At 65.2% G+C, this 13,409-nt stretch carries 11 protein-coding genes and 1 pseudogene; 3 read left to right on the top strand and 9 right to left on the bottom strand.

The window, feature by feature from the left end:
• Nucleotides 1–124: 124 nt before the first annotated feature.
• The 3 genes and pseudogenes from ACWIHT_RS23890 to ACWIHT_RS23880 form a co-directional block, all read right to left on the bottom strand.
• Complete coding sequence (locus ACWIHT_RS23890; RefSeq protein ID WP_456170239.1) at nucleotides 125–973, bottom strand: hypothetical protein; 849 nt, start codon at nucleotides 971–973, stop codon at nucleotides 125–127.
• 131 nt (nucleotides 974–1,104) lie between these two features.
• Nucleotides 1,105–1,707 (bottom strand): DUF5753 domain-containing protein, encoded by a 603-nt coding sequence (locus ACWIHT_RS23885; protein WP_456170238.1) that lies wholly within the window; start codon nucleotides 1,705–1,707, stop codon nucleotides 1,105–1,107.
• A 102-nt stretch (nucleotides 1,708–1,809) separates the two neighbouring features.
• Nucleotides 1,810–2,666 (bottom strand): annotated as a pseudogene (locus tag ACWIHT_RS23880) (hypothetical protein).
• Between the two features lie 130 nt (nucleotides 2,667–2,796).
• On the opposite strand from ACWIHT_RS23880, the gene ACWIHT_RS23875 reads away from it, so the two are divergent.
• Nucleotides 2,797–3,183: a nitroreductase family protein gene (locus ACWIHT_RS23875; protein ID WP_456170237.1), complete on the top strand. Its 387-nt coding sequence runs from the start codon at nucleotides 2,797–2,799 to the stop codon at nucleotides 3,181–3,183.
• An 11-nt stretch (nucleotides 3,184–3,194) separates the two neighbouring features.
• On the opposite strand, the gene ACWIHT_RS23870 is transcribed toward ACWIHT_RS23875, so the two are convergent.
• Both ACWIHT_RS23870 and ACWIHT_RS23865 read right to left on the bottom strand, forming a co-directional pair.
• Nucleotides 3,195–3,401, bottom strand: a complete 207-nt coding sequence (locus ACWIHT_RS23870) for a DUF397 domain-containing protein (protein WP_456170236.1) — start codon at nucleotides 3,399–3,401, stop codon at nucleotides 3,195–3,197.
• On the bottom strand, nucleotides 3,401–4,246 hold the full coding sequence (locus tag ACWIHT_RS23865; protein ID WP_456170235.1) for a helix-turn-helix domain-containing protein: 846 nt from the start codon (nucleotides 4,244–4,246) through the stop codon (nucleotides 3,401–3,403). The genes ACWIHT_RS23870 and ACWIHT_RS23865 overlap by 1 nt, the downstream gene beginning before the upstream one ends.
• Between ACWIHT_RS23865 and ACWIHT_RS23860 the strand changes: the two genes are divergently transcribed.
• A complete protein-coding gene (locus tag ACWIHT_RS23860; RefSeq protein ID WP_456170234.1) occupies nucleotides 4,245–4,799 on the top strand; it encodes an ATP-binding protein in 555 nt (184 codons plus the stop codon). The genes ACWIHT_RS23865 and ACWIHT_RS23860 overlap by 2 nt on opposite strands.
• Nucleotides 4,800–4,951: 152 nt before the next feature.
• On the opposite strand, the gene ACWIHT_RS23855 is transcribed toward ACWIHT_RS23860, so the two are convergent.
• Entirely contained in the window at nucleotides 4,952–8,116 is a 3,165-nt protein-coding gene (locus ACWIHT_RS23855; protein WP_456170233.1) for a DUF3427 domain-containing protein, read from the bottom strand.
• 156 nt (nucleotides 8,117–8,272) lie between these two features.
• Here ACWIHT_RS23855 and ACWIHT_RS23850 point away from each other — a divergent pair, with 156 nt between their 5' ends.
• Nucleotides 8,273–9,385 carry an MrcB family domain-containing protein gene (locus tag ACWIHT_RS23850; protein WP_456170232.1) on the top strand — a complete coding sequence of 371 codons (1,113 nt, stop codon included), beginning with the start codon at nucleotides 8,273–8,275 and terminating at the stop codon, nucleotides 9,383–9,385.
• Between the two features lie 69 nt (nucleotides 9,386–9,454).
• Here the strand turns inward: ACWIHT_RS23850 and ACWIHT_RS23845 are convergent, their stop codons facing one another.
• The 3 genes from ACWIHT_RS23845 to ACWIHT_RS23835 form a co-directional block, all read right to left on the bottom strand.
• On the bottom strand, nucleotides 9,455–10,465 hold the full coding sequence (locus tag ACWIHT_RS23845) for an SEC-C domain-containing protein (RefSeq protein WP_456170231.1): 1,011 nt from the start codon (nucleotides 10,463–10,465) through the stop codon (nucleotides 9,455–9,457).
• A gap of 198 nt (nucleotides 10,466–10,663) precedes the next feature.
• Nucleotides 10,664–11,881, bottom strand: coding sequence for an MFS transporter (locus ACWIHT_RS23840; RefSeq protein ID WP_456170230.1), 1,218 nt, complete (start codon nucleotides 11,879–11,881; stop codon nucleotides 10,664–10,666).
• A 35-nt stretch (nucleotides 11,882–11,916) separates the two neighbouring features.
• Entirely contained in the window at nucleotides 11,917–13,392 is a 1,476-nt protein-coding gene (locus ACWIHT_RS23835) for a beta-1,6-galactanase (protein WP_456170229.1), read from the bottom strand.
• Between the last annotated feature and the right edge of the window lie 17 nt (nucleotides 13,393–13,409).

Below are 13,409 nucleotides of genomic sequence, written 5' to 3'. Positions count from 1 at the left end.
GCGTAGAACGGTAGTTGAGTGATCACCGATCAACACAAGGGAGGACGCTACACACGCGATCGGGACCGACGGGAGGCCCTCCCGCCGGTTCACGTAGATCTCTTACTCGGATGAGCCGAACTGTTTACCGGACGTCGACGAAGTCGCCGGGCGCGGTCGCCGCGCCGGTGGTGGAGGTGCCGGCGAAGACGTACCGGTAATACCCGTCGACTGTGGCCTTGGCGGTGGCCTTCAGAACGCCGGTGCTGTTGGTCTTGACCGTCTTGAGGGTGGTGTAGGCGCTGCTGCCCTTCTTACGGAACTGCAGCTTCGCGGGCTGGGACGCATACCCCGCGTACTTGCCGGTCGCCCAGTTCGCCCGGGCGAGCTTGCCCGTGACCGTGATGGTCTTGCCCTTCTTGACCGGCTCGGGCGCGGCGTCGGCGGTCAGCGTGGAGGCTTTCTTGATGGCGACGGTGGCGACGTCGTCGTTGTAACTGGCGTTCGCGTACAGATCCCAGGCCCCCAGGAACAGCTTCCAGGTCCCGGCCACGCCGTTGTCCTTCATGTCGGTCGCGGGGTGGATATTGAAGACGGCCTTGCAGGTGTACGTCCCCTGGGTAGCCGTCTCCGTGCAGTTGGGGTCGTCGTCCGTCCCCAGCCCACCGGTGATCCCGTCCGTGGTCGAACTGTCCGTCCCCTGCCACAGAAAGGCCTCGGTGAGGGCAACGCCGTTCTGGTCGGTCGCGGTGTACGTGACGGTGACGGCCTTGGTGCCGCTGGTACCGAGGACGATGTCCTTACCGCCGTTGACGACGGCATGCGAGAACTTGGTGTTACCCAGGGAGTCTCTGGGCTGAACGGCAGCCGAGACGAAGGAACTTAGCCCCGCCGCGCCCCCCTTGCGCTCCGCAGCCTGAGCGGCAACGGGAAGAGCGAGCGCGGACAGAACGACAGCACCAGAGACAACACTGGCCGCAACACGTATACGCATGAAACCCCCACAGGAACCCGAGAGGCCCGACCAAGTCTCGCCTTGGCCGGGCCTGTTGATCTCCGTATGATATGCACTCAGGTCGGGACCAGTGAAGATCCTTTGTGCAAATAGTGCGTAACGGGGCGCGGTCAGGCGTTGCTCCAGAAGGCAAGGGCCTTGCTGATCAGGCCTCTTGCCGAGTCTCCGTAGCTCGCCGCACCGCTGAGGGCATCGAACGCCTTGTGGTGGAGGGCCAGTTCACCGGCGTCGGTGATGTCCACACCGCTGGAGACGAGCTCGTAGCGGACGCGGTCCTCACTCATGTTGAACCCGGGCATGGGGACGATGCCGAACTCGGCGACGGCAGGAAGGATTCCAAGACCGAGCGAGGGCAGGTCCATGTCCCGGAGGAGCCGCTCCAACTGCTCGCACATGACCCGACTGCCCCCGACGTTCGTGTACAGGGCCTGTTCCCCGAGGACCACGTCATGGCGGTGCTCGCCGTCGTACAGCACCTGCTGCCGCCCCATGCGCTTGGCCACGCCGGCTGGTACGTCGTCCGGAACTCCGAGGAAGTCGACGACGCGGCCCAGAATCTCGGTCGCGTACGCCTCGGTCTGGAGCGTGCCCCAAATCATGTTGGGGACATACGCCTTCCCATGCCGAGTCTGCTGATACCAGCCGATCACCTCGTCCTGGATGTCTTCCGTACCGGTGGACAGGCGTTGCTGCCACGGAGTTGAACTGGTCACTGTACGTTCCCTTCGGTTGCTGAGGGTGAACCGGTCGGGCTCATACCCTGCGCAACGGATCGCGGATCATCGCCGAACCCTCCTTTGGGACCGCTCGCGTGATCAGCCTGTCTGAAGCTCCTTGATGACCTGTTCGGCCATGCGCCGGGCGGGTTCTAGCCGGGGGTCTTCCGGGTGCGCGTACGGCCCGAGGATTTTCGAGCAGGCGAACAACGTCATCAACTGCCGTCCCGGCTCTCGAAGTCGGACCGGCGCTCGTGCCATACCCGATTGGCCAGAGCCGGGACGGCAAGGGAACTCGCCCACAGCGAGGCCGAGTCCAGCCCCAGCGGCGCGTTACCCCAGTCCTCCCAGTCGAAGAGACTGAACGCCGGAGCGGTCACGTTGGCCCAGTTCAGATCCGCGTGCGCCGGTGCCCACTGCTCGATGGCCGTATCGAAACCGCCGGAGAAAACACTGCGGATGGACTCGGTGACGAGGGCCTGGGTGATGGTGTCGGTGTCCGGTGTGGCAACCCGCCTCGTGCTCTGTTTCGCCAGCGCGTCCAACGACGCGTCCAACGCCTCCCACCAGTCGTCCGGCAGCTCCGGCGCTTCACTCAAGATGGCGTTGCCGATAGGGGCCCCTGGCAGGAGCTCGGTTTCGTCGGCTCGCCACATCACCGGCCCGCCCGTGGCCCGCCAGACGACACATCCGTGCCATTCGGGCTGGGCGATGCCCTTCAGGCGGGCGGCACTTTCCGTCCCGTTCCAACCCTGGTCGGAGATCTTGTCGAGCAGGCGTCGCTCGATCCGCACCCAGGTGTCGCGGTCTGTTCTGGCCCCCACGGATCGGCGCTTGCGCACCAGCGTGTCCGGGAGCAAGCCCACTTGCAGAGACCGCTCGACGCGATCAAGAACCTCGTCAACCGGTTGTACGCGTAGGTCGACATCCCGACCTGTGGAGACCGAGAGCGCCATGGACGCGACCGTAGCAGTGGTGGGGCGGAGGTGCCCGACGCCTCTGGTTGTCGGCGATGACGACGCGGATACCGAACTTGCGCACCCCCGACAGCGCCGGGCGGATGTCGGCGTACAGAACACCCCGACCATGCAGTACGCCCCGCTGGTTGTCGTACCCCTGGCCCACAAGGCGGCGTACCTGGAGCGATACGCCGAACCCGACAAGGGCTGGGAGGACCGCGCCGAGGCCCGCTGGCCCGCGCCGTACTGGCACATCGACACCGGAATGGCCGCCCTACTGATGCTCCTGGCCGCGGTCGACGAAGGACTCGATGCCTGCTTCTTCGGCATCATGCCGGAGCATCTACAGCCGTTCCGGGCGGAGTTCGGGGTGCCGGACGAGTACGACCCGATCGGCGGGATCACCGTCGGGTACCGGGCTGAGGATGTTCCCGAGCAGAGTGGGCGTATCGCGGAGCGGCGGCGGGGCTTGGAAGACGTTGTTCATCGTGGGCAGTGGGGACGGCGTCCCTGACGCCGGGTCCGTCAGTGTTGCACCATCGCCGCGCCGACCCGCAACGCCTGGGTAAACGCGAGCCAAGCCTGTCTGTGGACGGCGAACGAGGGACCCCTCTGGTTCTTCGAGTCGCGTATCAGGGCTCCATCCGTAGTGCAGGCACACTCAACGCACTCCGTCCCGCTGCCCCCGCTGTAAGAAGACTTGAACCACTGGTGCGTTGAGGGCGCCGACATTAGGACTCCTTGCTTATGCGGTGGATGATGTCCGTCGAGGACTCAAGATCGAGCGCCTGTGCGCTGAGGTACTCGAATGCCAACCTATAACGCCTCAGTTCTTGTGGCTTCTCCATGAACAGGCCGCCGCTGAGTAGGTCCACGTACACTACGTCCAGTTCTGGAGCCGGCCCCCGGAGGATGGCAAAGCTCCCAACAGCCGCTGCATGTGCGCCTGTTGAGAATGCGAGTACTTGGATGGTGACGTGAGGCCGCTCAGTCAAGGCACGTAGATGGCCGAGTTGTTCTCGCATGACCTGGCGACCGCCGACCTGGCGGCGGAGTGCTGCCTCGTCGATCACGCACCAGATGCGGGGCGGTTCCTCTCGATCTAGGAGTTCCTGGCGCTTCATGCGGATGTCGACCATGTGCTGCACTTCGCGCTCAGGACACTCCACCTCCGACGCTCGATGAACTGCCTCGGCGTAAGCGCGAGTCTGGAGCAATCCGGGGATGTAGACGCACGCGTAGTGGTCTTCGCGTACGACCTCGTCCTCAAGCGTGAGCATGAGGTTCATGGACTCGGGGATGGGGTCGGCGAGTGACCGCCACCAGCCTTGGATTTTGGCACCCTTGGCCAGCTCGACGAGAGCGAGGCGTTCTGCGTCGTTGGCCCCGTATTCGCGACAAAGGGCGTCAACGGCCGGCCACTTGACCGTCCCCTCCTTCGTCTCATAGCGGCTCAGCGTTGCCTTTGAGATGCCGACGCGGGCTCCTGCCTCCTCCAGGGTCAAGCCCTTGGTTTCGCGGAGTCGGCGCAGTTCGGCGCACAGCTGGCGCCTGCGTGTGGTGGGTCCAACTGGCATGCTTCCAGCCCTTCATGTCGATCTGTCAGATCGTGCTGCCTGTGCGAGTCCGACGGCAAGACAGCGCGCGCCGGGGGCGCACGATGTCGATGCGCACCAGCTCTGCGTCAGTGAGCTCATCTCCAACGTGATCACTCACGTGGGTGCAGGTACCCCGGCCGCTCTCGCCGTCTCTATGAATGGCACCCGTCTGCGCATCGAAGTCCACGCCCCTGACACCCGCGCCCTACCGATGCTCGTCGACGCAACGGACGATGCTGAAACGGGACGGGGTATGGCTCTCGTGACAGCCACCACTGACCGTTGGGGCGTTCAGCTTCTGGCTGATCGGAAGGTGACGTGGTGTGAGTTCGGCACGGATCTGAACGTGTCTCACGGGCACTGCGGTGACCATCGAGTAAGCCGGTTGAGAGCAGTGGTAACGGAGGCCGCGGCGATCGATGTCATCTCTGATCTCCTGCACTGGCTTCGGGCGCACGGTCATGACCCGGAGGATGTTCTGGATTGGGCACAGATGCGTTTCGAGGCGGACCTCGGTCTCGTGGGCGACTAACGGGTCTTCGAGGTTGGATGGTGTGCGGAGATCCTCGGTGTCAGGTGGTGCGGCTGGGAAGTGTGACGCTTGGTGCTCAAGCGTCACACTTTTGCGGGGGTGGTCCCCTCTGGGTCGTCAAAGGGCCGCGTCACTCCGGTTTGAAGACCACATCACCCAGCGGCAATCGCCGAGTACGTCCAGACTTCCGCCGGTAGCGCGTGCTTGAGCTTCCACTTGATCGCCATTGGCTTGCTCCCTGTAGCGCCGTCGAACTCGGCAGGGCCGAGCAGCATCCACGGTTGGGCGCTCCCAATGTCCGTGCTTTTGTAGCGGCGCACAAAGAGCAGGACGTGGCTGCCTTCGGCTACATGATTGCGGTAACGCAGACCTGTGGGAGAGGTCGCCGACGTCTGATTCTGGGACTCCCAGTGGAAGAGAGTCTCGCTCAACGCGTAGTCGTGGTACCGGGTTTGGGGAGAGAAGTCCTTCTCGTCCTTCTCCAGAGTGATGAGGAGTGCGTCTGTCTTGATTGACTCACACCACTTCACTCCCTCGCGGAAGTCGCCCGGCATGAAGCCGCCGATGTAGGACTGGCCAAGGGCAGGGAGGATCTCTTCGCGGCTGTACGAGGCATGCACGGTCAGCGGAACGCCGTTCTGCCCGCCAATGCCCAGAAGCGGGATCGGGACGTGCTCTGTGTGCGCAAGGTTGTACGCCAGAACCTGGCGCAACTCACTGCGAACTGCCCACTGCTCGCGCAGAGTTGTGAATCCAGCGTCGTAGTCTGCGAAGCCCTTGCGAGTGACGCCACCTAGCGGCCACAGCTGGAAGAAGAGCATGCGGGCATAGGCCTGCCCTTGCTCGTCGAGGTCGCCGTAGGCGGGAGCGTCGTCCGCCAGCATCCGCGTGTATGCGGTTACCCGCAACGGGTCGTCCACGTGGAGAAAGGCGGATGCGCGCTTGAGAAGGTTGGCTTCACCTTCCGGCGGCTCACCTTGAAGCAGGCCGGAGCGGCGCAGCAATCCGGTCCAAGAGTTGCCGCTGCCTCGGTAGAGCTCTTTCAGCTCGCGACCGCTTTCGTGCAGATACCGGCTGAGCTTCCGCTCGGCATAGTCGGCGACCTCGCGCGCCAGTGCCGTGACGTTGACGCCGATCTGATCCTTGATGTTGGCGATGATGGTGTTCTTCGCCTTCTCCTCAAGGATGATCTGGCAGCCGGACGGCAGTTGCGGGAAGCCGTGCTCGATGTTGTCCAGGAGCCGCTTGCGGGTGAGGTTGGTGAGCGCCCGGAACTGGTTTTCGAAGCGGAACTCCTTGCGGTGCTGCCCAATGAAGTCCAGCACCGTGAGCACGGCCTTGTCCTCGGTGCGGCGCAGGCCTCGGCCGAGTTGCTGAAGGAAGACGGTGGCGCTGGAGGTGGGGCGCAGGAGGAGCAACGTATCCACGTCAGGGATGTCGAGCCCCTCGTTGAAGAGGTCCACCGAGAAGATCACTTGCAGCGCCCCTGACCTGAGGTCTGCCAGTGCCCGCGCACGCTCTTCGGCAGATGATCCCCCGGACAGTGCTACGGCATTGAGGCCGGCCGTTCGGAAGGCCTCGGCCATGAAGTGCGCGTGCGCAACCGAGACGCAGAAACCCAGCGCCCGCATAGTCCCAGGGTCGGTGACCTTGTCTCTGACGGCCTTCACGACGAGTCGTGCTCGTGCCGTGTTCCCGGTCAGTACGTTACTCAAGGCGCTTGCGTCATACGCTCCGCGCTTCCACTCCACCGTGCTCAGATCGGTGGTGTCACTGATACCGAAGTAGTGGAAAGGGCTGAGGAGTTCATTCTCTAGCGCCTCCCACAGCCGCATCTCGGCAGCGATCCGGCCGTCGAAGAACTCGTCCTGGATGTTCTTGCCGTCCATGCGCTCAGGCGTCGCGGTGAGCCCGAGCAACTCAACTGGCTGGAAGTGGTCAAGGATTTTCCGGTACGTCGGTGAAGTCCCGTGGTGGAACTCGTCGATCACGATCACGTCGAAGTGATCACGGGGCAAGTGGTCGAGCGCTCGTGCGTTGAGCGACTGGACGCTGGCGAACACGTGAGTCCAACGTTCCGGGATCTCACCGCTGTGCAGCGACTCCCCGAAGTTCGCGTCCATCAAAACGTCTTGGTACGTTCGTAGAGATTGCTGCAAGATCTCCTTGCGGTGCGCCACGAACAGCAGACGCAAGTCACGGCCGTACTTCTTCCGGAGTTGCTTGTAGTCGAGTGCGGCCATCACTGTCTTGCCGGTACCTGTTGCCGCGACCAGAAGATTCCGGTGTACGTCATGCACCGACCGCTCGACATTTAGCCGCTCCAGCATGTCGCGTTGATGCGGGTACGGGCGCACCTCAAGGCCGGACAGCGTGATCCTGCGGTCTGCCGCAGCCGTTGAAGAAGTGCCGCCTGCGATGGCCAAGGCTTCCTGGAGTCGCTCCCCGTCTGCGTCGGGGTCGTACGTTTCGAAGGACAGGTCGTTCCAGTACGCCTCGAAGGTCGCCTCGAACTTACGCAAGACGTCTGGCGTGGCGATCGAAGACAGCCGGACGTTCCACTCCAGGCCGTCGAGAAGCGCGGCCTTGGACAGGTTGGAACTGCCGACGTAAGCGGTGTCGTAGCCGCTCGTGCGACGGAACAGCCATGCCTTCGCGTGCAGGCGCGTCGATCGCGTCTCGTAGTTGACCTTGACCTCGGCGTTGAATTCCCGCACCAGCCGGTCCAGTGCACGCCGCTCGGTGGCGCCGATGTAGGTCGTCGTGATGACTCGTATCGGCACGTCACGTTTGTGGGCTGCTTGCAGGGACTGTTCGATGATGCGCAGCCCGTGCCATTTCACGAAGGCGCAGAGCAGGTCGACATGGTCGGCGGTGGCGAGCTCGGCACGCAGTTCGAAGCCGAGGCTCGGGTCCTCCGGAGAGTTGGTGATGAGGGCGGTGTCGGAGAGGGGGATGCCAGGACGTACGGCGAAGACACCGGGTGCCTCTTGCCGCGTCAACGCGAGGAGTTGACGGGGGCCATCAGCTACGAGGTCTACCCACTCTTGGGCGCCTTCTAGGGTGCTGATGGACTCCAGGATGTGGTTCGCCGCGTGTACCCGTTCTTCGGCAGGAAGGTTCTGCAGTACGCGTCGTACGGTCCCCGAAACATGCCGAGCTAGGACGTGAGGCATGGACTCCGGCCCCACCTGGTCGCTGACGGGGTGCCACCCGAGGTTGGCGAGTTCCGTCAACTGTTGTTCAAAGCGCAGGGTGATGAGCTGCTCATACAGCCCAGCGGATGGTGCAGACGCATCGCTGTGGCGCTGAGACATAGGCGTGTTCCCCCGGCTGAACGGATGGCTGAGACGATGCACACGTTCTACCAGGCGACACTGACAGCACTCAGATTCGATCAATAGTGATCGCGCCGGCGCCATGAGTGGGCATATTGAGAAGCGCGTCTGATCGATTCCGGGTACGTTTCATGCGTGCCGCTACACGACCTGCTCATACGCATCGCAGAGACCTACGACCCCCAAGACGGCACGTCCAAAGACGTACCAGCACAAGTCCTCCTCCGAGAAGTGAAGGAGAGGACTGATCTCCCCCTGCCTCATGGGTTCATTGCGTCAGGGCATGGCGGGCAAGGATCCGCAAGCAGCACACCGTGGATCGGGGTGTTCGACAAGGCGATCAACACCGAGCCCCAGGAGGGGCTGTACCTCGCCTACATCTTTGATGCGAGCCTTGCGTCCGTCACGCTCACACTGCAACAGGGCGTCACGAACCTGTCCAAGGAGTACCCCAAGCAGGGTGATCTACGGCGCGAGTTGAAGCGGCGCGCCAAGCACCTTCGAGCAGGAATGCAACCGCAACTGGCCGCGAGGTGGACACATGCGCCAGCTTTCGGGACGAAGGCGGAGCGGCCTCGCGCCTACGAGGCCGGGAGCATCGTGGCGAAGCGCTACGAGATTGCCCAACTGCCTGCCGAAGAGGTCCTCAAAGAGGATCTCCACACAGCTTCCTTGCTCCTTCGAGACGCCGCTGCCAGCCAACGGATCTGGCTCCAGGCGCCGGCACCGGACGAGCCCTTCGAGTACGTGCCTGAAGAGCACGTCCCGGTTGCCGACCCCCTAGATGGCTTCCACCCCAACGACAGCAGCGACTACTACGTGCAGGTAACTGGGGGCACGCACCGCAGGGAGCGTCTGCACGAAGAGCTCATCCGCGATTTTGGCCTCCACGTCGTGACGTGTGGATATACCCCAATTACGCGCCGCATGTATCCAAGAGACCTGGTTCTGCGCCGCTCCGCCGAAGGCCGTCAGCCCGAGTGGTTGATCGAGGGCAAGACTGTGAAGAAGGGGAATGCCACACAGGCCGTTCGGGAAGCCGTTGGACAGCTTCTTGAGTACAGCTACTACTGGTATGAGCAGCGCGACGAGCCGAAGCCGCACCTCGTAGCCCTCTTTACTGAAGACATAGGCCAGTACTCGGAGTATCTAGAGGACCACGGCATAGCTTCTGTCTGGCGCGCTCCTGATGGAGGGTGGGCAGGTTCGCCAACAGCCATTTCTTGGGGGCTAACCGGCGATCGATAAATCGCCGCCGGTACCCCATCAACTTCCGGGCAGCGGGCGTGTGTTGTCCAGCCGCCCCCCCATCGCTCCTCAGCCCCCGTGACACTCCCCATAAGCCCGTCCCGACCCACACCAACAGCTGGCCCCCCGCTGCGGAGGCCAGACCACAGCCCGTCCCCTTGCCGCCAGTGTCGTCGCGTACTGCGGCAGCAAGTCGGCGTCCCCCGGCGAGGCGCCCTCCGATGCCGCGAACGCCTCGTAAGAAGGCACCGTCCCCGTCACGATGCCGAGGTTCGGGGTGCCCGAGGCGGCCAGTTCACGCAGTGAGCCCTCTATCGTCGCCAGGTGCTCCTCGTGCGAGGGGTACTCCACGGACAGTGAGGCGTACGACCCCACCAGTTCCGCCAACTCCCCCTCCGGCCAATGGAGTACGGCCACCGGGAACGGGCGGGACAACGCCTCCCGGAACGCCCCCAACTCCGCCCGTAGCCGCGAGATCTCGGCCTCAAGTTCCGCGGGGTTGTCCGAGCCCAGCGACCACACCCGCTTCGGGTCGTGCAGCTCGTCCAGCGACACGGACGACGAGTGCAACGTGTCCGCCAGCGTGTCCCACTCGTCGTGGGACACGCCCAGCATCCGCCGGACGCGGTGGCGGCCGAACAGCAACGGGTGGGTGGAGTACGGGGGTTCAGGGACATCGGTCAGCAACAACGTCACCCCCTCCGTGAACGTCTCCTGCGCCGCCTCCAACTCGTCGTGGGACTCCAGGGACTCCGCGACGATCACCCAGGGCGCGGCGTCGCGCGGGGACGCTGCCCGTACGCCGTCGATGATCGCCCTGGCCTCGGCCTCGTGGCCGTATTCCCAGAGGTTCGAGGCCTTGAGGGCTCGTACCAGGTGGGGGGTTTCCAGGTCGTCCGGCGACGACAGCAGGCGGTCGTAGAGCGTGGTGGCGGCGGGGCGGTCGCCGGCCAGTTCCAGGTGGGCCGCGGCCTGGAGGAGCAGGGCCTCGGCGTCCTCGGGGTAGCGGGCGGCCGTCCGCTCCAGGCGGGCCGCTTCGGCGGAGTGGTCGACGTTCTCGGCGGGAGTGTCGGGGCGCATGAACGACACGGTACTGCCGATGCCGACACAGATGGAGGCAAGGGGAGAGATATCCGCAGGTCGGCCAGCGAGAGAGACGTGGGCATGTGTGAGACGGACGTGGGGAGGCCGGGTCGTTGGGAACGACGGGTGGCTTCCGGGCTTCCGGCAGGTTTACGACCGCCATGACCGTCACGATCGCCATGACCCCCGCGACCACTACGACCGCTGCGTCACCGTCACCGCGTCCTCTGCCGACGCCGACGCCGTGGCCCCTGCCGACCCCGCCGACCCCGCCGACCCCGCCGTCCACGCCGCCCAGCCCATGACCCCCACCCCCGCCCCCACAATCCCCGCCCCTACGAACAACGGCGCCGTGTACCCCCACCCCGCGCTGATCACGACACCCCCCAGCCACGCCCCCACCGCGTTGCCCACGTTCGACGCGGAGACGTTCGCGCTGGCCGCCAGCGGTACGCCGCCCGCCGCGTCCGTCACCCTCGTGATCATCCCGGGGACCGTCGCGAAGCCGAAGACGCCCAGCAGGAAGACCAGGATCACTGACGCCGGGCGGCTGTTCGCCAGCAGGCCGAAGGCCGTCAGTGTTGCCGTCAGGCCGATCAGCGAGGCGAGCAGCGTCGCGTCGCGGTTGTGGTCCGCGCCCCGGCCGCCCGCGATGTTGCCTACGACCAGGCCCGTGCCGTAGACCACCAGGAGCCAGGCGACGTCCGTCGTGGAGAAGCCCGTGACCTCGGTGAACGTGTACGCGAGGTAGCTGAACGCGCCGAACATGCCGCCGTAGCCGAGGGCCGTGGCCGTCAGGGTCAGCCATACCTGGGTCGAGCGGAAGGAGCGGAGTTGGGTCCTCAGGCCGCCTGTTCCTTCACTCACCCGTCCCGCCCAGCCGGGCACGAGGACCGCGATTGCCACCAGCGCGACCGTCCCCGTCCCCGTGATCGCCCAGAACGTCGCGCGCCAGCCCCAGCGTTCGCCGACGAGGGCGCCGAACGGGACGCCCAGGACGTTCGCCACCGTCAGGCCGGCGAACATCATCGCGACCGCTCGGGAGGCCCGTTCCGGTGGGACCAGGCGGCGGGCGACCAGGGAGCCGATGCCGAAGAACGTGCCGTGGCAGAGGGCGGCCACCACGCGGCCCAGGAGCATGGTCGGGTAGTCGGGCGCGATCGCGCACAGCAAATTGCCCGCCACGAAGAGGGCCACCAGGCCTACCAGGACCGGTTTTCGAGGGAGTCCTGCCGTCGTCGCCGTCACTCCTATCGCGCCCACCGCCACCGTCAGCGCGTAGCCGGAGATCAGCCAACCCGCCGCAGCCGTCGACACGTTCAGGCTGCGGCTGACCTGCGGCAGCAGCCCGGCGATCACGAACTCGGTCAAGCCGATTCCGAAACCGCCGAGCGCCAGTGCCAGCAGGCCCAACTGGCCGCCGTCGTAACGGGGTTCGGGTTGCGCGGTCAGATCACCACTCCGTCGATCTGCAAGGTCTGCACCGCCCCGGCCGCGAACGTCGCGCTCACCGTCTTGCCGCTGACGTAGGTGTCCGAGTGGGAGGTGTACAAGTCGCCCCCGCCGCCCGTCACCGTGTTCCAGCGCGGGACCAGGCCGCTCGAACCTCCCGCCACCGTCGTGAACTTGGAGAGGTCGAAGGTGAGAGTCGTGGAGGACGAGCCTGTGTTCGCCGCCACTATCACCAACCGCTTCGCCGACGCGTCGTAGCCCGCCGCCGCGTAGCTCACGCCCGTGTCCAGGATCGTCATGCCGGGGCGGATGTGGCGGCTGAACTGGGCCATCACGTAGTACTTCGTCTGCACCGCGCCGGCCGTGAGCGTGCTCTGGTCGTACGCGATCATCGCCCAACCGGACGACGGGTCCATGACCTGCCAGTACGTCCACGCCGTGGGGTGCAGCCAGCGGAAGTCGTAGAGCAGGTTGCTCGCCATCGTGAGGCCGGTGGCGTCGCTGTCGCCCGTCTCCGAGTTCCACAGGGCCTTGCCCGACGTCGTCACCACGTCCGTGTACAGGAGGTCTCTACGGCCGCCCGAGCCCTGGTAGCCGTGGACGTTGACGCGGTTGACGTAGCCCTTCGTCGTGGAGGAGAAGGCGCTCCAGGTCGTGCGTGCCAGGTCGTAGCTCGTCTCGTCGGAGGCCGAGATCTTCGTGCTCGTCAGGCCGCGACTGTCCAACTCGCTGCGCACGTACGGGAGTACGGCCGCCTGGACCGTCGAGTCCATGTGGCAGCCCTCCTGTGTGCCGGTCGCCGTCCACCAGCTCGACGAGGGCTCGTTGAAGGCCTCGACCGTCGCGAAGTTCACGCCCCAGTTGTTCTTCGCGTACAGGGCCACGGCCGCCAAGTGCGAGGCGTGCTGGCGGTAGTTCCAGGACTGGAGGTTGTTGCCGCCGCCCGCGGCGCCCGACGGGTTGTGGTTCAGACACATCCACCACATGGGGGAGTTGGCGAAGAGTTCGGTGGTCGCGCCGCGTGCCGTCGCCTTCACCAGCATCGCGCGCTGGGTCGCGTCCGCCGTCCACTTCCATGCCGAGGACGTGGGGTCCTCGTTGTTCCAGTCCTGCCAGTAGCCCTCGATCTGCTTGAACGCGGGGATGTTGGCGGAGGCGACCATCGACTCGCCGTTCACCGTGTTCGAGCTGCACGCGCCGAGGTTGTAGCGGGCGATGTTCAGGCCCAGGCCCGGGAGTGATGTCCCGTTGTACGTCGTCGACTTGGTGGTGAAGAAGATGTCGGCGAAGTCGTCCCGGGCGCCGAAGACGTTCGCCCACCAGGCGAGCGAGGTGCCCCAGCCTTCCCAAGTGCCGTACGTCGTCGACGGGTTGACCGCGATCGTCGCGTCGGCCCGTGCGGTACCGGTCGCCAGGGCGGTGCCGAGGAGGCCACCACCCGCCGCGGCCAGCAGGGTTCTGCGTCGGATCATTTCTTCTCCCGATTCGC

Source organism: Streptomyces sp. NPDC002276 (assembly GCF_053891435.1).
The sequence above is the reverse complement of the archived record's forward strand: the minus strand, read 5'-3'. Positions and strand labels throughout refer to the sequence as shown.